Genomic DNA, 19,235 nt, shown 5'->3' with positions numbered 1-19,235 from the left:
GCCGGCCCTAGCCGGTCTTGATGTTGCGTCGGGCGCTGGCCTGGTCGCGCGGCTTGAGCACGATCAGGTCCAGGTCGACGTGCGGCGGTCGGGACGCCACGAACCCGATGACCTCGGCGACGTCGTCGGCGGTCAGCGGCGTCAGGCCGTCGTAGACGGCGTCGGCCTTGTCCTTGTCGCCGTCGAAGCGGACGAGCGAGAACTCGGTCTCGACCATCCCGGGGGCGATCTCGGTCAACCGGATCGGCTTGCCCAGCAACTCGAATCGCAAGGTGCGGTGCAGGACTCCCTGCGCGTGCTTCGCCGAGGTGTAGCCGGCGCCGTTGTCGTAGGCCTCCAGGGCCGCGATCGACGTGATCGTCACGATCAGCCCGTCGCCCGACGCCTCGAGGGCCGGCAGGAGCGCGCGGGTCAGGCGCAGTGTGCCCAGGACGTTGGTCTCCCACATCCAGCGCCAGTCGTCGAGATCGGCCTCGGCGACCATGGCCAGGCCCTTCGCGCCACCGGCGTTGTTCACCAGGACGTCGACGCGGTCGAGTCCGGAACAGAACGCGGCGACCGACTCGTCGTCGGTGACGTCCAGCGCCACGGCGGTCGCGCCGATCTCGTCGGCGAGTTCCCGCAGACGGTCGGTGCGGCGGGCGCCGATGATCACATGGAATCCCTGTGCCGCAAGAGTTCTCGCGGTGGCCGCCCCGATGCCGGAGCTGGCCCCGGTGACGACGGCGACGCGACGGTCGGTGGAGGTGCTGTCGGTGCTCACGGTCACCGAGTTTACGGCCACCCACGCGCGGCACTACGGTTGCGATCAGGGTGGACGCCGTGCAGCAGTCGGGGGGTCGCCACATCAGCGTGCCGCTCCCCAGGAGGCCTTCATGTCCGACGCCATCACCCCGCCGCGTGAGGTGTCGGCCATGCTCGACATCCGCGTCGACGCACCCACCGAACTCGAGTTCCAGATCACCGTCGCGAAGCTCCCCGGGCTCGAGATGACGGAGTCGCTGTCGATCACGGTCGACGGCAACCCCGTCACGCCGAAGGAGATCACAGCGGAGAGCGGGAGCCGCATCCACCAGCTGTCGGTGGAGTCCGGGCAGGTCCTGGTCAACTACTCCGCGTCGGTGACCTCACCCGCCGACCCGGTGGCCGTGGAGATCGGTGATCGCTCGGTCTACTTGCGCCCCAGTCGATATGCCGAGGCCGACAAGTTCTTCGGGTATGTCACCGGCGAGTTCGACCTCGACGCCGACCCGGCCGATCTCCTGCAGCAGGTCGCACGGTTCGTGGCGCGTCGCCTGAACTACCTGCCCGGTGCGAGCGATCCGATCGACGGCGCCGCGGACACCCTGCTCGCCGGTGCCGGGGTGTGCCGGGACTACGCCCACCTCGTCGTCGCGCTGCTGCGGGCCCTCAACATCCCGGCACGGCTGGTCGCGGTCTACGCCCCCGGGTGCGATCCGATGGACTTCCACGCGGTGGCCGAGGCCCTCGTCGACGACCGCTGGCTCGTCGTCGACGCGACGGGACTCGCGCCGCGCCAGAGTCTGGTGCGCATCGCGACCGGTCGCGACGCCGCCGACACCGCGTTCCTCGACAACCACCGCGGCACCATCTCCCTCGACGCCTACCAGGTGATCGCCACCGTCTCCGGTGACCTCCCGATCGACGACGGCACCCAGCAGCTCACCATCGGCTGACGCTCCACTTCCAGGGTTCCCGCTCCACCTGTCGAAGCGCGCTCCGCCTGCAGGCGGAGCGTCCTCGAACAGGTGGAGCGTCTGACCACGAGGTGCAGCGTCAGGCCTGCAGCAGCGCGGCGCAGCGCAGCAGCCCGATGTGGCTGTAGGCCTGCGGGTGGTTGCCCAGCGAGCGCTCGGCGACGGGGTCGTACTCCTCCGACAGCAGTCCGGTCGGGCCGGCGGCCTTCACGAGCTGGTCGAACAGGGCCTCGGCGTCCGAGCGGCGACCGATCAGGAGATACGCCTCGACGAGCCACGCCGCGCAGAGGTGGAAGCCACCCTCGCCGCCGGGCAGCCCGTCGTCGTGGTGGTAGCGGTACACCGTTGCGCCGCTGCGCAGTTCGGCCTCGGTGGCCTCGACGGTCTGGGTGAAGCGCGGGTCGTCGGCGGCGATGAGTCCGGACAGCCCGATGTGCAGCGTGGCCGCGTCGAGGTCGGTGCCGTCGTAGGCGGCGGTGAACGACCTGACCGTCGGGTTCCACCCCTGGTCGAGGACCTGCGAGGCGATCACGTCGCGCAGGACCGTCCACCCGGGCTCGATCTCGCGACCGAACCGCTCGCCGATCGTGATGGCGCGCGCGACGGTCATCCAGCACATCACCTTCGAGTACACGTGGTGACGCGGGTTGCCGCGGATCTCCCAGATGCCGTGGTCCGGCTCGAACCAGCGGCGTTCGACGGCCCAGACCATGTTGGCGACGAGGTCCCAGTCGGCGTCGGTCAGCGGCACCTGCGCCCCGCCGGCGGCCCGGGCGTCGGCGAGATGGCCGATCAGGTCCACGATGGGCCCGAACACGTCGAGCTGGACCTGCTGGTTCGCGGCGTTGCCGACCCGGACCGGCCGCGAGCCCGCGTACCCGGGAAGCGAGTCGATGATGGCCTCGGGCGGCAGGCCACCCCCGTGCAGCGTGTACAGCGGGTGCAGCCACTCCGGGCCGCTGATGGTGCCGAGCACGCGGTACAGCCAGGTCAGGTAGCCCTCGGCCTCGTGCAGGGAGCCCACCGACACCAGCGCCGACGCGGTCAGCGCGGCATCCCGCAGCCAGCAGTAGCGGTAGTCCCAGTTGCGGACGCCACCGATCTCCTCGGGCAGCGACGTGGTGCCCGCGGCCATGATCGAGCCGGAGTCGGCGTGGACCAGTCCCTTCAGGGTCAGCGCCGACCGCTTCATCAGGTCACGCTTCAGCGCGGGCAGCTGCAGATCGGCCGCCCACGATCGCCAGTACTCCTCGGCGATCGCCCGCTGCTGCGCCTCGGTGCGCTCCTCCTCGCCGATGTAGTCGGTGCCGCACCGCAGTTCGAAGACGATGGGTCCCGACGACGGGTCGACGACGGCCGTCGCGCGCTGATAGAAGCGCTCGGTGTCCACGCGCCAGGTGACACCGGGTGCACGCAGGACGATCGGGTCGTTCGAGCCGTAGACGCGCAGCCCGTCCTCGACCGGTTCGATCTGCACGCTGGTCTGACCGAACTCGGGGCGCGGGGCGAACTCCACCAGCGCGGGGACGGCGCCGGTGACGACGCGGATCAGGTCGGTGCGGCCCGGGGCGACGTCGTGCGGGAGGTAGTCGATGACCTCGAGACCGGCCCACCGCGTGGCGACGGTCATGGTGCCGTCGACGTAGCGCTGGCTCTGTGGCAGCGGCGGTCGGCGGTCGTCGCCGACGTGGGGGCGGATGCCGAACTCGCCGGCGTCGACGGTGCCGAGCAGGCTCGCGAACAACGCGGCCGAGTCCGGCTCCGGGTGACACATCCAGCACACCTTGGCGTCCGGGGTCACCAGCGCGACGGTGCGCGGCGAGGCGAGCATCGTCAATCGCTCGATCGGGGCCGCGTTCTCGCCCCGCAGCCAGGCGCGGCGCTCCTCGTAGAGGAACGCCAGCGCGGTGGCGACCTGGTCGGTGTCCGGGACGCGGTAGGTGGCCAGGGTGTCGCCGTCGCCCACCTTCACGCCGAAGTCGGGGCCGTGCAGCCGACGGAACGCCTTCTCGTCGGTCACGTCGTCGCCGAAGAAGATCGCCGCACCCGCACCCGCCTGATGGCGCAGGATGTCGAGCGCCTGGCCCTTGTCGGTGCGGATGACGGCGAGCTCGATCACGGACTTGCCCTCGGTGACCTGCACGCCGTCCCAGGTGGCGGGACCGGTGCGGACACGGTGCAGCGCGGCGTCGGCGTCGACGTCGGTCGCGTTGCGGACGTGCAGCGCGGTGCTCGCGGGCTTCGACTCGACGGTCACGCCCTCGTAGTCGACCGCGATCGCCTCCAACTCACCGACCACCGTGGCCAGGAGTTCCTGTGCCGCCGGGCCGATCTCGTGGACGAAGCCGATGTCGAACTCGCTGCCGTGGCTGCCCACGAGGTGCACCTCGGCCGGGAGCCGCGACAGCGTCGCGAGGTCACGCAGCGCGCGACCGGAGATCACCGCGGCGGTGGTCGAGTCGAGGTCGGCGATGGCACGCATCGCGCGGACCGAATCGGGGTTGGGGCGGGCGTCCTCCGGACGGGACACGATGGGTGCCATGCAGCCGTCGTAGTCGGAGGCGACGAGGAGTCGCGGCGTGCGGGCGATGTCCTTGAGCGCGCGTCGCAACTCGGGTGCCAGGTCCTGTGCGCTCACCGGGGAAAGTCTAGGACCCGCGCGCGTGCCGGGCCCAATCGGAGACGTCGCACAGAAATACAGTCGCCGTCGACTCGCCTGACCAGTCGTCGTCGACTCGCGCGACCAGTCGTCTTCGACTCGCGCGACTAGTCGTCTTCGACGAGGTCGACGCTGCGGTTCTCGCCCGTCGCGACGTCGTTGGCCGCGGCCAGGGCGCCGAGGAAACTCTCCGCCCAGCGGCTGACGTCGTGGGCGAGGACCTGTCGGCGCAGAGCGCGCATCCGGCGACGACCCTCGTCGGGGGTCTGCGCCACCGCGCTCACGATGGCGTCCTTCACCCCGTCGAGGTCGTACGGGTTCGCCTGATACGCCGAGCGCAGCTCCGCCGCGGCGCCGGTGAACTCGCTGAGGACCAGGGCGCCGCCGAGGTCGCTGCGGCACGCCACGTACTCCTTGGCGACCAGGTTCATGCCGTCGCGCAACGGCGTCACCAACATCACGTCGGCGGCGACGAAGAACGCGATCAGTTCGTCGCGTTCGACCGGCCGGTGCAGGTACTGCACGACCTGGTGGGCGACCTCGCCGTGGGTGCCGTTGATGTTGCCGACGAGCTGCTCGATCCCGGCGCGCATCTTGATGTAGCTGTCGACGCGCTCGCGGCTCGGGGTGGCCAGCTGGATCATCACGGTGTCGCGGGGGTCGACGCGTCCCTCGGCCAACAGCTCCGACAGCGCGATCAGGCGCACGTCGATGCCCTTGGTGTAGTCGAGGCGGTCGACGCCCAACATGATCGTCTTCGGGTTGCCCAGATCACGGCGCAGCTCGGCGGCGCGGTCGCGGATCTTCTTCGACCTCGATGTCGCGTCGAGCGCACCGGAGTCGATCGAGATGGGGAACGCGCCCACACGGACGTGTCGGAAACCGACCTGCACGACGCCGAACTTGGCGCGGACGCCGACGGATCCCTTCGACGTCGCCTGCCCGGCGAGGCGTCGCGCGAGGTAGAGGAAGTTCTGGGCGCCGCCGGGGAGGTGGAAGCCGATGAGGTCGGCCCCGAGGAGGCCCTCCACGATCTCCGTGCGCCACGGCAGCTGCATGAACAGCTCGACCGGGGGGAACGGGATGTGCAGGAAGAAGCCGATCTTCAGGTCCGGGCGCAGCATCCGGAGCATCTTCGGCACCAGCTGCAGCTGGTAGTCCTGCACCCACACCATCGCGCCCTCGGAGGCGACGGTCGACGCGGCCTCGGCGAAGCGCCGGTTGACCTCGACATAGGAGTTCCACCATTCGCGGTGGTACTCCGGTTTCACCAGCACGTCGTGGTACAGCGGCCACAGGGTCGCGTTGGAGAAGCCCTCGTAGTACTCGTTGATCTCCTGCGCGGAGAGCGGCACCGAGACCAGCTGCAAGCCGTCGACGACGGGATTGTCGGCCGAATCGGGGACTCCGGACCAGCCCACCCAGGCCCCGGTCTGCGACCGCAGGATCGGCTCGAGCGCGGTGACGAGGCCGCCCGGGCTGCGCTTCCAGCGCACCGTCCCGTCCGGGAGGGTCTCCTTGTCGACGGGAAGCCGGTTGGCGACGACGACGAAATCAGCCGTCTGCGCCACCTCGGCGGGGATGTCCATCTCGGCCGAGGTGTGGTCGCTCGGAGCCGTCGGATCAGGGGTGGATGTGCCGGCCGTGGTCACGAATCAGTTGTCGCCGGCTGCGTGCGCGATGCCGAGCATCGACAGCAGCATGCGGCACTCCTCGGCGTCGGTCGCGAAGGTCGCGACGACCCGACGCGCCGCACTGGCGGTCTGTTCCGCGACCGCCTCGAGGTCGTCGTCGACGAGGTCGGTCTTGTCGGTCGTCTTCCCAGGCATGAGCGTCACTTTACTCGGTCACGGGGCACTCCCGGCGACCGCCGGTGCCGCTGGGACGCCGGTACGGGTTCTGCCGGGGCGGGTGTGGCCTGCGGTGGACGGGGTGAGTGCTCGTGCGCGGCCATGTCCGCGTCGAGTCGCTCACGGATGCCGCTCAGCGCGCCGGTGTGCACCTCGATGAGGTGGTCGGTGTGCAGGACCGGGGCGGCGGTGTCCGGTTGGCGGGTCGCGGGATCGAGGCGGGTGAACCTCTTCGGACGCAGCGCGGACCGCGCCGTCAGCAGAGCACGCGTCGGACGGGAGGTGATGCGCGGACGCCGCAGCGTGCGGGCCAGGAACTCGCCGAAGGTGACGCCCGCGGCCAGCGCGGCACCGGTGCCGAGCGCGGCGGCGAGTGCGGTGAAGCCGTCGAGCGTCTGATCGTTGAGGACGCCGTACAGACCGCGGTAGACCGCGAGACCCGGGAGCAGCGGGGTGATCCCGGCGACCGCGACGACCAGGGGCGGGGTGAGGGCGCGGCGGGCGAGCAGACCACCGAGGAACCCGACCGCGACCGCGGCGACCCCTGAGGCGATCACGCTGCCGATGCCGACGAGCGCGGCGACGGCGGTCACCGCGGTGCCCAGGACGCCGGCGAAGAACGCGACCGGCAGTGCCCGCTGCTCGGCGTAGCTGGCGAGCGCGAACGCCATCGCCGCGACACCACCACCGGCGACCTGCGCGGGCGCGTCGGAGAACCCGAGCGACGTCGTGCTGGTGATCGTGGGCAGCAGGATGCCGGTCGCCTCGAGCAGCCGGATGGCCATGGAGACGCCCGCGATGATGCCGCCGGTCATGATGAGCAGCTCGAAGAACCGGGCGACCCCGGTGATGGGCGCGCCGGTGATGGCGTCCTGCACCGAGCCCACCAGCGACAACCCCGACAGCAGCACGGTGACGCCCGCCGCGATGACCAGCGTGGGTGCCACGGAGACCCCGAGACTCGCCGAGTACCGGAACACCACCGCGGCCGGGATGACCGCGATGAAGCCACCGGTGAGCTGCTGGAAGAAGATGGGTGTCCCGTAGGTGTTCAGCACGCGGTTGACGCGGTCGATGACGGCCGTGGTGAGGAACGCGACCACGGCCACCCAGACCCCACCACCGAAGGCGACGGCCAGCGAGGCGGCCAACGTCGACCACGCCACCGTCGCGATCCACCGTCGGTAGGGGTGCGGCGCGGCGACGATCTCGTCGATGACCGCGTGCGCCTCCGACGGTGTGACGGCCAGCCCGCGGATCTTGCGGATGAGGCGGTCCACCTGCGCCAGCCGGGTGAAGTCGAGGGAGCGGTAGTGCACGGTGCGCATCGCGGTCACCGGCGGCAGCGCCGAACCACGCCGCGCGCTGACGACGATCGTGTTGTAGGTGACGTCGACCTCGCACCGCTCGACACCGAACATGCCTGCGACGAAACGGATCTGGGTCTGGGTGTCGATCGCGCCGGTGCCGGAGTCGAGCAGGACGGACCCGACCTTGATGGCGAGGTCGAGCACCTCGGTGACCGCGCCGTCGTCGGTGAGGTCGACGGGTTGGCGGGGGGAGAGCGCGGAGGTGAGCGGCTCGATGGTGTCGATCGTCGCCCGGCGGGATCCGGCCAATGGCCGCATCATCCTGCCGATATACTCACGCACGCTGCCCACGCCTCCTTAGCTCAGTGGTAGAGCACTCGCCTTGTAAGCGAGCGGTCGTCGGTTCAAACCCGACAGGGGGCTCTCATGGCCCTCGAGGCCCGCTCTCGCGCACACCGTATGTCCCGGTGTGCCATCGGCGAAACCCACCTGACCGCAACGGTTCGTGGCCCGCGCGGGTTCCCGACGACAGCTCCTCGCGCGGGTGATCTGCTTCACGACATCAGACCCGGGTCAGACCTCCGAATGGCGCGAGTCCTGACGCTCCTCGCGCATCAGTTCCTGGGTGCGGAGCAGCCGCAGGGCGGTCACCAACACGATCCCGCCGGCGATGTTGAGCAGCACGGTGTACCAGAACCACGACAGCCAGTCGCCGTAGCCGACATCGGCGCCGGAGACGATCGCGCCGAACACCAGCAGCGAGTCGAGGACAGAGTGGAACAGCTGGAGTCCGGCGAGCAGGAACGCGGCACCCACGCACGCCACGAGTTTCGCGACGGGGGAGTCGGTGCCCTGCTGCATCCGGGTCAGCAGCGTCATGGTCGATCCGCCCAGGACCGCCAGACACACCGACTGCCAGTCCAGGGGGGCGTCGACGAAGTGATGGGCCGACTCCGACAGCGTCGACGACCACTCGGGGAAGGCCTGGGTGACGATCACCATGATCACCCAGCCGCCGACGAGGTTGGCCGAGAGCGTCCCGACCCACAGCTTGACCAGGTCGCGGACCCGGCCGTCGCGGCCCACCACCGCGGCGATCGGCATGAGGAAGTCCTCGGTGAACAACTCGCTGTGGGCGAGGTAGATGGCGATGAGCCCGATGGAGAACGCGAGCCCGGCGAGCAGGTGGTTGCCGGTCTCGTGCAGGACCGCGAGCATCGCCATCACGCCGATGCCCACCTCGATGCCGCCGAACAGCCCCGTGATGAGCACCGTGCGCAGGGTGCGGTGCAGGCGTTCGGCACCCTCGGTCACGACGGTGGAGAAGCTGCGTTCGAGCTCGTTCTCGAGGGGCCCGTCGTTGCTGCCGACCTCGCGTCGGGTGCGGTCGTCGCTCACCGTGGGCGTCGCGGATTCGTCATTTGTCGACGATACGGGCGTCGGGAGGGGCTCGTCGCGCGGACGTAGGATGCGGACATGTCGCACCTCCGTCTCGCTGCGTCCGATTCGCTGTTCGACGGCGGGTGGTCGCACATCGCCGTCGCGTCCCCCGGCTCGGTGGTCTTCACCGCCGGCGCCGCCCCGATCGACGCCGACGGCGCCACCGTCGCCCCCGGCGACGTGCAGGCGCAGGCGCGCCAGTGCATGGCCAACCTCGAGGTGGCACTGCGTGACGCGGGCGCCGCCCTGTCCGACGTCGCGAAGGTGACCGTCTACGTCGCCGAGAGTCTCCAGGCCGATCTGTCGGTGGCGTGGGACGCGGTCGCCGCCGCCTTCGGCGATCACAAGCCGGTCGCATCGCTGCTCGGGGTCACGGTGCTCGCCCACGACGAGCAACTCGTCGAGATCGAGGCGGTCGCGGCGCTCCCGCCGGCATCGTGACCTGCGCCTGATGTCCACCGCGCGACCCCGCATCGACGTCGCGCAGCGGCGTGCACGGATGCTGGCGCGGCATCACCTGGTCTCCTCGACCCGACTCGACGCCTCCGATCCCGCGGCGGTGGGTCGGCTCGCGCGCGATCTCGTCGCGCTGCACGCCACCTGCCCGCCGACGGTGTACCTCGCCGCCTGGGCTCGCGTCGACGGGGTCACCCCGGCCCATCTCCAGCAGGCGCTCTACGAGGACCGGTCGCTGGTGCGGCACCTCTGCATGCGCAGGACCGCGTTCGTGCTCGACCGTGACACCCTCGCCGACGCCATCGCGGCCGTGGGGCCCAGGGTGTCCGCCTCCGAACGCACCAACATGCTCCGGGACCTACGGCGCAGTCCCGACTTCCCCGACCCGGAGGGGTGGATCGACACCGCCGCCGCGGCCGTCCGCGCGCACCTCGCCGACGGGGGTGACGCGACCTCGGCCGAGCTGCGGGAGCGACTGCCGGAGCTCGACGGGCGGGTGTCCATCGCCGTCGACAAGAGCTGGGGCGGCTCCATCCCGATGGCGCCGCGTGTCCTCAACATGATGAGTGCGGCAGGCGAGATCGTGCGGGGCGTCAACACCGGTGGGTGGCACGTGTCGCGTCCGCGGTGGTCGGCGATGGACGCGTGGCTCGGCGGCCCGCCGCAGACGGGCACCGTGGCGGAGGGGCACGTGGCGCTCGTCCGGAAGTGGTTGCGTGCGTTCGGTCCCGGCACCGAGACCGACATCGTGTGGTGGCTGGGTTCCACGAAAGCCGCTGTGCGCGCGGCGATCGCCGAGCTCGACGTCGTCGAGGTCGACGTGGCGGTCGGCGCCGACGAGTGGGCGCTCGGGTACGTCCTGTCCGACGACGTCGACCCCGTGGAGCCGGTGACCGCCGAGGGGTTCCTGCTCCCCGAACTCGATCCGACGACGATGGGCTGGAAGCAGCGCGACTGGTACCTCGCGCCGCACGCCGCGCACGTCTTCGACCGCAACGGCAACGGTGGACAGACGGCGTGGTGGGACGGTCGGATCGTCGGCGGCTGGTACCGCCGCGACGACGGTGGGGTCGGACTCCACCTGCTCGAGAAGCTGCCGAAGCGGGTCGTCGCACAGCTGACGCGTCGTGCCGACGCCCTCGGGACCTGGCTGGGCGAGGTGAAGGCGACGCCCGGATATCCCGCACCGTTCATGAAGGACGTGGCGCGGTGACCGGAGCGAGAGGGACGGTCGGGTGTCATGTCGTCGACACCGTCCTCGGACCGTGCGGTGTGGCGTGGGACGACGAGGCCCGCGTGACGGCGGCGGCCCTGCCCGACACCGACGCCGCCAGCGTCGTGGCCCACCTCGGCGCGCCGGTGGCGACACCACCCGCGCGGATCGTCGAGATCGCCGACCGGATGGCGGCGTTGCTGCGGGGTGACGACGTCACGCTCGACGACGTCGTCCTGGCCGACGACGACCTCCCCGACTTCGACAGCCGCGTGTACCGGGTGCTGCGGTCCATCCCCCGCGGGAGGGTCGCGACCTACGGCGAGGTGGCGGCACTCGTCGGTGCGCCCGGCGCCGCACAGGCCGTCGGTCGCGCGATGGGACGCAACCCGTTCCCCATCGTGGTGCCGTGCCATCGCGTGCTCGGTGCCGGCACCGAGATCGGGGGCTTCTCCGCACCCGGCGGCGTCGCGACCAAGCGCGCCATCCTCGCCGCCGAGGGCGTGGTCGGGTTCGGCGAGCCGACGCTGTTCTGAGCACCCGCCCGGCGGCACGTGCGACGCTGGTGAGCGTTCACAGGGATCGTCCAGGTTTCTCGCAGGCTCGACCCAGCACGGCGTCGGAAGGTGGCAGCATGTCTGATTCCGGTGCCCGCGTCCTCGTCGTCGACGACGAGCCCAACATCCTCGAACTGCTGTCGGTGTCGCTGAAGTTCCAGAACTTCGACGTCGCGACGGCGGCGAACGGGCCCGCCGCGATCGACAAGGCGCGCAGCTTCCGCCCCGATGCCCTCGTGCTCGACGTGATGATGCCCGGGATGGACGGGTTCGGTCTGCTGCGCAGGCTCCGGGCCGACGGCGTCGAGGCCCCGGCGCTGTTCCTCACCGCCCGGGACTCGATGGAGGACAAGATCACCGGCCTGACCATCGGCGGCGACGACTACGTCACCAAGCCGTTCAGTCTCGAGGAGGTCGTGGCACGTCTCCGGGTGATTTTGCGGCGCAGCGGTTTCGGCGAGAAGGAACCCGAGCCCAGCCGGATCACGTTCGCCGACATCGAACTCGACGACGACACCCACGAGGTGTGGAAGAACGGTGAACTGGTCGCGCTCTCGCCGACGGAGTTCACGCTGCTGCGCTACTTCATGATCAACGCCGGCACGGTCCTGTCGAAGCCGCGCATCCTCGACCACGTCTGGAACTACGACTTCGGCGGCGAGGTCAACGTCGTCGAGTCGTATGTGTCCTACCTGCGGCGCAAGGTCGACACGGGGGAGAAGCGACTCATCCACACCCTGCGGGGCGTGGGATATGTGATGCGCGAACCCCGGTGACCGCCGCAGCGCTCGTGACACCTCCGGCGGCCGTCCCACGGCGTCGTCGGGGCGTACCCCTGCGCGTGTCGCTGGTGGCGCTGATGGTCGTCGTCCTCGCGGTCGGGCTCCTGGTGTCCGGGGTGTCGGTGACGTCGGCGATGGAGAACCGGCTCGTCGACCGCACCGACAACGGGCTCGTCGGTGCCGCGGACAGCTGGGCACGGCCCCGCGGCAACGACCGCATCGGGCCGCCGCAGGACGAACGGAGACCGCCGTCGCCGTACTGGGTGCGGATCATCCGCTCCGACAGCGCCCCGTTCACCATCAACGACGTCGGCGGGGATCCGGCCGTCGACGACCTCTCCCGGATCGGCGACGACCCGCAGACGGTCGGATCGGCCGACGGCTCGTCGACCCGATGGCGGGTGGTGAAGACCGTGAACTCCTTCGGCACGTCGGTGGTCGCGATCAAGCTCACCGACGTCGACGACACCGTGCAGCGCCTCATCTGGCTGCAACTCGGCATCGGCCTCGCGGTGATGGTGGTCGTCGGGGGCCTGGGGTACGTGTTGGTCCGCACCAGCCTGCGGCCGCTGCGTCGGGTCGAGGAGACGGCGGAGAAGATCGCCGGCGGCGACCTCGACCACCGCGTCCCGGAATCGGCGCCGAACACCGAGGTCGGCAGCCTCGCCATGTCCCTGAACGCGATGCTGCACCAGATCCAGGGGGCGTTCGCGGCGACAGCGGCATCGGAGGAGCAGGCCCGCGCGTCCGAGGACCTCATGCGCAGGTTCGTCGCCGACGCCAGCCACGAACTGCGGACGCCGTTGACCTCGATCCGCGGGTTCTCCGAGCTCTACCGCCAGGGTGCGATGACCGATCCCGACCAGTTGATGTCGCGGATCGAACACGAGGCGCAGCGGATGGGGCTGTTGGTGGAGGAGCTGCTGATGCTGGCCCGCCTCGACGCGCAGCGACCGCTCGAGCGGGCACAGGTGGACCTGCTGTCCCTGGCGTCCGACGCCGTGCACAGTGCCCGCGCGACGGCACCGCAGCGAGACATCGCCCTCGAGGTGATCGACGGGCCCGGGGTGCCGATGGTCGTCGGCGACGCGCCCCGGCTGACGCAGGTGCTGAGCAACCTGCTCGCCAACGCGATCCGGCACACGCCCGACGAGGCGGCGATCGTCGCCCGGGTGGGGACCGACGACACCTCGGCGATCATCGAGGTGGTCGACACCGGCCCGGGGTTGGGTCCGGAGGACCGTCACCGCGTGTTCGAACGCTTCTTCCGCGGGGACACCTCGCGATTCCGCGGTGGCGCCGCGGGCGGCAGCGGACTCGGGTTGTCGATCGTCGCGGCCATCGTCGACGCCCACGACGGCACCGTCGAGGTCGTCGACACCCCCGGCGGCGGTGCCACCTTCCGGGTGCGTCTGCCCCGGGAGGACTGAGGCGCGTCGGCCCGGCTCCGTCGCACCCCCGTCGCAACCCGTCGAGTGGGCGGTTGAAGACGTCGACTGGGCGTTTGAAGACGTCGAGTGGGCGTTTGAAGACGTCGAGTGGGCGGTTGGAGACGTCGAGTGGGCGGTTGACACGTCGCGTCAGCCGGACAGGGCATCAGGGGACCCCGGGCCTACGATCGGCGCATGGCATCGGTGTTCAGCATGATCATCAACGGCGACATACCCGGACGTTTCGTGTGGAAGGACGACACCGCCGTCGCCTTCCTCACCATCAACCCGGTCACCCCGGGGCACGTGCTGGTGGTCCCCCGCGAGGAGATCGACCACTGGGAGCAGGTCGACCCCGGTGTGTTCGCGCACCTCACCACGGTCGCCCAGACCGTCGGTCGCGCCACCCGCGACGCGTTCGACGCCCCGCGGATGGGTCTGCTCATCGCCGGGCTCGAGGTCCCGCACCTGCACATCCACGTCTTCCCGGCGCACTCGCTGGAAACCTTCGACCTCGCCCAGGCCGAGAAGGACCCCGATCCGGCGGCCCTCGACGACGCCGCCGAGAAGATCCGCGCGGCCCTGCGCGCGGCGGGCGAGTCCGCGCACACCGCGGACTGAGCCGACGACGATGACACACACCGTCGACGCATCGAGATCGCGACCTCACCGTGCGAGCTGGGTGTGGGCGGCGACAGCGGTCGTCGGTGGCGTCGGGTTCGTCGTCGCACCGACTCTGATCGCCGGCGACCCGTACGACGCAGGCATCGGCGACGGGCGAGGGCTCGGCGACGCCGCGCGCGTCGGGGTCGCCGACTTCCTCGGTCGGCACTCGGCCGCGATGACCGGTGCCTTCGGGGATCTCACCGACTACTGGGCGCACTACCACTGGGTGAAGGTCGTGTTCGGCCTGGTCGCGGTCGGTGCACTCGCACTCCTCGGTCGTGGGCTGTCGCGATCTGCCGGCACCGCGTCCACCCGACTCGACCGCGCGCGATGGGCCGCGACGGGTGGCCTGGTCGCATCGACCGCGGTGGCCGCGATGGTGGTGGTCGTCGCGAACGTCCAGGGCGCACTCGCCCCTGCGTCGTCGGCCCTGAGCCTGCTGCCCCGCGCCCGCGCCGACGACGATCTGTCCGGCGTGCGCGCCGCGGCGAGCGCAGGTGTCGCCGACGGTGCCGAGGATCCCGCGATCGGTGCACTGGTCCGGGACTTCGGGCGCTACCACGCAGTGCTCGCGATCTGTCTGGGTGTCGTCGTGCTCGGCCTGGCCGTACTCACGGTCGCGGTCGGACGCGCAGCGCGCCGGGCCGCCCGCGGCACCGCGCTCCGGCCACTCGCCGCGGCGTCGACCGTCGTGTTCGCCGTCGCCGCGGCACTGCTCGCGGTCATCGTCGTGGCGAACGTCGGGACCGCCCTGGATCCGGCGCCGGCCCTGCAACTGTTCTTCGCCGGCAGCTCCTGAACGGCAGTCGCCCGACCTGCACGGATCCGGCACCGCGCCCGCTCACAGCAATCTGACAGTCTGCGCGCAGAGCCACGACAGTGGAGCGCACGAGAGTCTGCGTCATGACAGCAGACACCATGGACCGGTCCCGGGGCGCAGGACGTCCGGAGGGGGCCGGCGACCCCGAGATGACGGTCGTGGTCGACCGCACCCCGAGGACCCCGGCGCTCGACGTCGTGGTGCCGGTCTACAACGAGGAGACCGACCTCGCGTCCTGTGTCGAGCGGCTCGCCGAGCACCTGCGGACGCGCGTCCCGTACTCGGCGCGGATCACCATCGCCGACAACGCGAGCACCGACTCGACCCTCGCCGTCGCGGTCGAACTCGCCCAGACCATGGACTGCGTCCGCGTCGTCCATCTCGCGGAGAAGGGGCGCGGTCGCGCACTCAACGCGACGTGGCGGGCAAGCGACGCCACCGTCGTCGCCTACTGCGACGTCGACCTCTCGACCGACCTCAACGCGCTCATGCCGCTCGTCGCCCCGCTGCTGTCGGGGCACTCCGACGTCGCGATCGGGTCGCGGCTGTCGCGGTCGTCGCGGGTCGTCCGCGGCGCCAAGCGGGAGTTCATCTCCCGCAGCTACAACCTGATCCTGCGCACCACGATGGGGGCGAAGTTCTCCGACGCCCAGTGCGGCTTCAAGGCCGTGCGGACCGACGTCGCGAAAGCCCTGCTGCCCTACGTCGCGGACACCGGGTGGTTCTTCGACACCGAACTGCTGGTGCTCGCCGAGCGGGTCGGCCTGCGCATCGCCGAGGTCCCGGTCGACTGGGTCGACGACCCGAACTCCAAGGTCGACATCGTCGACACCGCGCTGAAGGACCTGCGCGGCTGCTGGCGTGTGGGACGCGCCCTGGCGAAGGGCGATCTCCCCGTGGCCGATCTGCGACGCTCACTGGGACGCAACCGATTCGACGACCCTCAGGTCGCGGGCGTCCCGCGGGGGATGGTCGGTCAGCTGGTCCGCTTCGCGCTGATCGGCGTGATCTCGACCGTCGCGTTCGCCGTCCTGTACCTGCTGCTGCACCCGATGATGGGGGCGCAGGCCGCGAACTTCGTCGCCCTGCTCGTCACCGCCGTGTTCAACACCGCGGCCAACCGCGCCTTCACCTTCGGCGTGAAGGGACGCGACGGCGCAGCGCGACACCACATGCAGGGCTTCGTGGTGTTCGTCTTCGGCTGGGCGCTCACCTCCGGGTCGCTGTGGGTCCTCGAGACGACAGCGCCCGGCGCGTCGAAGCACGTGCAGCTCGCGGTCCTCGTGCTCGCCAACCTCGTCGCAACGGTGACACGGTTCGTCGCGCTGCGGTGGGTGTTCCGCGGCGAGACCTCCGACGACGCCGACGCCCCCGCCGAGGTGGCCCGGTGACCAGCACAGTCGACACCACCAGGACCGACGTCCCGCAGCCGGTCTCGCCGGGAGGCCGACGTGTCGCCCGACCCGACCGCTGGGGTCTCGGTCTGCTCCTGACGGGGACGGCGGTCCTCTACCTGTGGGGGTTGTCGGCCAACGGTTGGGCGAACTCCTTCTACTCCGCGGCGATCCAGGCCGGCTCTGTGTCCTGGAAGGCGTGGTTCTTCGGGTCGTCGGACGCGGCCAACTCCATCACCGTCGACAAACCGCCGATGTCCCTGTGGATCCCGGGCATCGCGGTGCGGGTCTTCGGTCTGAACTCCTGGTCGATCCTGGTGCCCCAGGCTCTCATGGGTGTCGCATCGGTCGCGCTGCTGTCCGCGATCGTGCGGCGGTACGTCGGGTGGCAGGCGGGCCTGCTCGCCGGACTCGCCCTCGCCCTGACCCCCGTGGCGGCGTTGATGTTCCGGTTCGACAACCCCGACGCGCTGCTCGTCCTGCTGATGCTGGGCGCGGTGTGGGCGACGCTGCGCGGCATCGACGACGGCCGCATCCGATGGATGGTGCTCACGGGTGCCTTCGTGGGGTTCGGGTTCCTCACCAAGCAGCTCCAGGTGTTCCTCGTGATCCCACCACTCGCGATCGCGTACCTCGCGTTCGGGCAGCACTCCTGGGTCAAGCGCATCGGACATCTCCTCGCCGCCGGTGTGGCACTCGTCGTCGCGGCGGGGTGGTGGGTCCTGGCGGTCACCCTGTGGCCGAAGGACTCGCGTCCCTACATCGGCGGCTCACAACACAACTCGATCCTGGAACTGACGTTCGGCTACAACGGCTTCGGGCGACTCACGGGCAACGAGACCGGCAGCACGATGCCCGGCGGTGGCCGCAACAACGCCGCCTTCGCCGAGTTCGCCCGCGCCGCGGGGTTCCCCGCGGGCGGTCCGGGTGGCCGCGGCGGCAGCATGTGGGGTGAGACCGGGTTCTGGCGGATGTTCCAGCCGGAACAGGGCGGCCAGATCGCCTGGCTCATCCCGGCCGCGGTCATCCTGGGTGTCGCCGCGCTGGTGATCTGTGGTCGTGCCGCGCGCACCGACCTGCGCCGGGCGCTGCTCGTCGTGATGCTGCTCTGGTTCGCGGTCACCTACCTGACGTTCAGCTTCATGTCGGGGATCTTCCACGCCTACTACACGGTGGCGCTGGCACCCGCGATCGCCGGGGTGGTCGGGACCGCCGGGTGGATGTGCTGGCTTGAGCGACAGCGCATCTGGGTCCGGGCGGTGCTCGCGGCTTCGGTGGTCGCGACCGGCGTGATGGCCTTCGTCCTCCTCGGACGCTCGTCGGACTTCGTCCCGTGGCTGCGGTGGATCGTCCTCGTGGGTGCGGTGATCGCGGCGGTCGCCGTGGTGCTGACCAGGATCCCCCGCGTGGCAGCGATCGGTGCGGCCCTGGCGGTGATCCTCGGTCTCGCGGGGCCCGCGGCCTACGCCGTCGACACGGTGTCGTCGTCGGTGAGCGGCTCGATTATCAGTGCCGGACCGCGCGTGGCCGGCGGGTTCGGCCCGGGCGGCCACGGTGGGCCGGGTCGCTTCGGCGGACGTGGCGGTCCCGGCCAGTTCGGGGCAGGCCAGCCCGGTGCCGGTCAGTTCGGTGGCGGGCAGGCAGGACCGGGTCGGTTCGGTGCGCAGCAGGGTCAGCCCGGTCAGGCGGGTCTGCCCGGTGCGGCGGGCGCGACCGGTTCGCGGGCCGGCGGGTTCGGTGGGATGGGCGGCCCCGGTGGCGGCCTGCTCGAGGGGTCCCGCCCGTCCGCGGAGCTGACGGCGCTGCTCGAGCGTGACGCGGACCGCTACACGTGGATGGCCGCGGCCATCGGCTCCAACTCGGCGTCGGGGTATCAGCTGGCGACCCAGCAGCCGGTGATGCCGATCGGTGGGTTCAACGGCAGCGATCCGTCGCCGACCCTCGCGCAGTTCCAGCAGTACGTCCGCGAGGGGAAGATCCACTGGTTCATTGCCGGTGGCGGGTTCGGCGGCGGGATGAACGCCCGCGGCACCGCGTCGGACATCACCGCATGGGTGGAGAAGACCTACACCGCGCGGACCGTCGGATCGGTGACCCTGTACGACCTCACCGATCCGCGGTAGGGCCTGCGGCCGGCGTCGTGCTGCCCGCCAGGAGCACAGCGGCGATCAGTTCCGGGTTGTCGGTCATGGGGACGTGGCCGACACCCGGGACCGAGATCACCCGGGCCTGCGGGAAACGTTCCTGCACACGGTGTCTCTGGCCGTGCGGGAGGATCAGGTCGCGGGTGCCCCAGGCGACGGTGACCGGCACCGTCGGGTCGGTGGTGGGCGGGAAGACGAACTCCGAGTCGATCCCGTCGTCCAGAGCGGTGTTGCTGCGCAACGAGTTCACGTCGACGACCGCGTTCTCGTAGGACACGCGACTCGGATGGGCGAAGAACGGGGCCAGCGACGGGTACCGGACGACGCGACTGCGGAACAGCGACGGGGCGCGGTCACCCATGACCGACGCGGCCGCCCGCAGGGCCTTGAACCGGCCGATGGCGCGGGACTGCTCGGAGGGACTGCGCCAGAACCCCGCCGGTGACAGCGCGGTGGCCGTCGCGACCTCCCCGCGCGCGGCGAGACTCAGTGCCAGGTACCCGCCCAGCGAGTTGCCCGCGATGTGTGCGGGACCGGTCCCGTCGCCGACCTCCTGCACGAACGCGCTGAGTTCGTCGAGCATCATCGCGACGCGCTGTGCACCGGGCCGCTCGAAGTCGTCGGACTCCCCGTGTCCCGGCAGATCGACCACCACCACCCGGCGGTAGGGGGCGAGCAGGTCTGCCACGGGCTTCCACGCCTGTCGGCGGTGGATGACGCCGTGGACGAGGACGAGGGTGGGGCCGTCACCGATGACGTCATGCCGCAGATCCATGCGCGGAGGATAGCGGTGCGC

At 70.8% G+C, this 19,235-nt stretch carries 16 protein-coding genes, 1 tRNA gene and 1 pseudogene; 11 read left to right on the top strand and 7 right to left on the bottom strand.

Annotated features, from left to right (window positions below; translation table 11 throughout):
- Positions 1-7: 7 nt before the first annotated feature.
- Complete coding sequence (locus LX14_RS03985) at positions 8-763, bottom strand: SDR family NAD(P)-dependent oxidoreductase (protein ID WP_253645972.1); 756 nt, start codon at positions 761-763, stop codon at positions 8-10.
- Between the two features lie 112 nt (positions 764-875).
- Between LX14_RS03985 and LX14_RS03980 the strand changes: the two genes are divergently transcribed.
- Positions 876-1,697: a transglutaminase-like domain-containing protein gene (locus LX14_RS03980; RefSeq protein ID WP_253645971.1), complete on the top strand. Its 822-nt coding sequence runs from the start codon at positions 876-878 to the stop codon at positions 1,695-1,697.
- Positions 1,698-1,797: 100 nt separating this feature from the next.
- Here the strand turns inward: LX14_RS03980 and otsB are convergent, their stop codons facing one another.
- From otsB to LX14_RS03960, 4 genes and pseudogenes are all read right to left on the bottom strand, one after another.
- Positions 1,798-4,356, bottom strand: a complete 2,559-nt coding sequence (otsB, locus tag LX14_RS03975) for a trehalose-phosphatase (protein ID WP_253645970.1) — start codon at positions 4,354-4,356, stop codon at positions 1,798-1,800.
- A 128-nt stretch (positions 4,357-4,484) separates the two neighbouring features.
- Positions 4,485-5,966 carry an alpha,alpha-trehalose-phosphate synthase (UDP-forming) gene (locus tag LX14_RS03970; protein WP_253647876.1) on the bottom strand — a complete coding sequence of 494 codons (1,482 nt, stop codon included), beginning with the start codon at positions 5,964-5,966 and terminating at the stop codon, positions 4,485-4,487.
- Between the two features lie 66 nt (positions 5,967-6,032).
- Positions 6,033-6,206 (bottom strand): hypothetical protein, encoded by a 174-nt coding sequence (locus LX14_RS03965; protein ID WP_253645969.1) that lies wholly within the window; start codon positions 6,204-6,206, stop codon positions 6,033-6,035.
- A gap of 239 nt (positions 6,207-6,445) precedes the next feature.
- Positions 6,446-7,879 (bottom strand): annotated as a pseudogene (locus tag LX14_RS03960) (threonine/serine exporter family protein); the annotation flags it as partial.
- A 9-nt stretch (positions 7,880-7,888) separates the two neighbouring features.
- Between LX14_RS03960 and LX14_RS03955 the strand changes: the two are divergent.
- Positions 7,889-7,960, top strand: a tRNA-Thr gene (locus LX14_RS03955).
- Between the two features lie 150 nt (positions 7,961-8,110).
- On the opposite strand, the gene LX14_RS03950 is transcribed toward LX14_RS03955, so the two are convergent.
- Positions 8,111-8,935 carry a formate/nitrite transporter family protein gene (locus tag LX14_RS03950; protein WP_253645967.1) on the bottom strand — a complete coding sequence of 275 codons (825 nt, stop codon included), beginning with the start codon at positions 8,933-8,935 and terminating at the stop codon, positions 8,111-8,113.
- A 78-nt stretch (positions 8,936-9,013) separates the two neighbouring features.
- Here LX14_RS03950 and LX14_RS03945 point away from each other — a divergent pair, with 78 nt between their 5' ends.
- The 9 genes from LX14_RS03945 (at position 9,014) to LX14_RS03905 (ending at position 18,418) form a co-directional block, all read left to right on the top strand.
- Entirely contained in the window at positions 9,014-9,418 is a 405-nt protein-coding gene (locus LX14_RS03945) for a RidA family protein (protein WP_253645966.1), read from the top strand.
- 10 nt (positions 9,419-9,428) lie between these two features.
- Entirely contained in the window at positions 9,429-10,646 is a 1,218-nt protein-coding gene (locus tag LX14_RS03940; protein WP_253645965.1) for a winged helix DNA-binding domain-containing protein, read from the top strand.
- Positions 10,643-11,182: a methylated-DNA--[protein]-cysteine S-methyltransferase gene (locus LX14_RS20850; RefSeq protein ID WP_253645964.1), complete on the top strand. Its 540-nt coding sequence runs from the start codon at positions 10,643-10,645 to the stop codon at positions 11,180-11,182. The genes LX14_RS03940 and LX14_RS20850 overlap by 4 nt, the downstream gene beginning before the upstream one ends.
- Positions 11,183-11,280: 98 nt before the next feature.
- On the top strand, positions 11,281-11,979 hold the full coding sequence (locus tag LX14_RS03930) for a response regulator transcription factor (protein ID WP_253645963.1): 699 nt from the start codon (positions 11,281-11,283) through the stop codon (positions 11,977-11,979).
- A gap of 83 nt (positions 11,980-12,062) precedes the next feature.
- The gene (locus LX14_RS03925) at positions 12,063-13,415 is read left to right on the top strand and encodes a sensor histidine kinase (protein ID WP_253647875.1); all 1,353 of its coding nucleotides are present in this window, start codon (positions 12,063-12,065) and stop codon (positions 13,413-13,415) included.
- Positions 13,416-13,610: 195 nt separating this feature from the next.
- Positions 13,611-14,036: an HIT family protein gene (locus LX14_RS03920; protein ID WP_253645962.1), complete on the top strand. Its 426-nt coding sequence runs from the start codon at positions 13,611-13,613 to the stop codon at positions 14,034-14,036.
- Positions 14,037-14,046: 10 nt separating this feature from the next.
- Positions 14,047-14,880 (top strand): hypothetical protein, encoded by an 834-nt coding sequence (locus LX14_RS03915; protein ID WP_253645961.1) that lies wholly within the window; start codon positions 14,047-14,049, stop codon positions 14,878-14,880.
- 104 nt (positions 14,881-14,984) lie between these two features.
- On the top strand, positions 14,985-16,292 hold the full coding sequence (locus LX14_RS03910) for a bifunctional glycosyltransferase family 2/GtrA family protein (RefSeq protein WP_253645960.1): 1,308 nt from the start codon (positions 14,985-14,987) through the stop codon (positions 16,290-16,292).
- The gene (locus tag LX14_RS03905; RefSeq protein WP_253645959.1) at positions 16,289-18,418 is read left to right on the top strand and encodes a glycosyltransferase family 39 protein; all 2,130 of its coding nucleotides are present in this window, start codon (positions 16,289-16,291) and stop codon (positions 18,416-18,418) included. Before LX14_RS03910 ends, LX14_RS03905 begins: the two co-directional genes overlap by 4 nt.
- Here LX14_RS03905 and LX14_RS03900 read toward each other — a convergent pair.
- Positions 18,402-19,214, bottom strand: a complete 813-nt coding sequence (locus tag LX14_RS03900) for an alpha/beta fold hydrolase (protein WP_253645958.1) — start codon at positions 19,212-19,214, stop codon at positions 18,402-18,404. The genes LX14_RS03905 and LX14_RS03900 overlap by 17 nt on opposite strands.
- Positions 19,215-19,235: the final 21 nt, after the last annotated feature.

Source organism: Williamsia deligens, from assembly GCF_024171765.1.
Lineage (GTDB): Bacteria > Actinomycetota > Actinomycetes > Mycobacteriales > Mycobacteriaceae > Williamsia_A > Williamsia_A deligens.
The sequence above is the reverse complement of the archived record's forward strand: the minus strand, read 5'-3'. Positions and strand labels throughout refer to the sequence as shown.

Coding starts and splice junctions, on each gene's coding strand:
- LX14_RS03930 (WP_253645963.1), top strand. CDS start 11,281: ATGTCTGATTCCGGTGCCCGCGTCCTCGTCGTCGACGACGAGCCCAAC.
- LX14_RS03965 (WP_253645969.1), bottom strand. CDS start 6,206: ATGCCTGGGAAGACGACCGACAAGACCGACCTCGTCGACGACGACCTC.
- LX14_RS03915 (WP_253645961.1), top strand. CDS start 14,047: ATGACACACACCGTCGACGCATCGAGATCGCGACCTCACCGTGCGAGC.
- LX14_RS03925 (WP_253647875.1), top strand. CDS start 12,063: ATGGTCGTCGTCCTCGCGGTCGGGCTCCTGGTGTCCGGGGTGTCGGTG.
- LX14_RS03970 (WP_253647876.1), bottom strand. CDS start 5,966: ATGGACATCCCCGCCGAGGTGGCGCAGACGGCTGATTTCGTCGTCGTC.
- LX14_RS03910 (WP_253645960.1), top strand. CDS start 14,985: ATGACAGCAGACACCATGGACCGGTCCCGGGGCGCAGGACGTCCGGAG.
- LX14_RS03920 (WP_253645962.1), top strand. CDS start 13,611: ATGGCATCGGTGTTCAGCATGATCATCAACGGCGACATACCCGGACGT.
- LX14_RS03980 (WP_253645971.1), top strand. CDS start 876: ATGTCCGACGCCATCACCCCGCCGCGTGAGGTGTCGGCCATGCTCGAC.
- LX14_RS03940 (WP_253645965.1), top strand. CDS start 9,429: ATGTCCACCGCGCGACCCCGCATCGACGTCGCGCAGCGGCGTGCACGG.
- LX14_RS03900 (WP_253645958.1), bottom strand. CDS start 19,214: ATGGATCTGCGGCATGACGTCATCGGTGACGGCCCCACCCTCGTCCTC.
- LX14_RS03945 (WP_253645966.1), top strand. CDS start 9,014: ATGTCGCACCTCCGTCTCGCTGCGTCCGATTCGCTGTTCGACGGCGGG.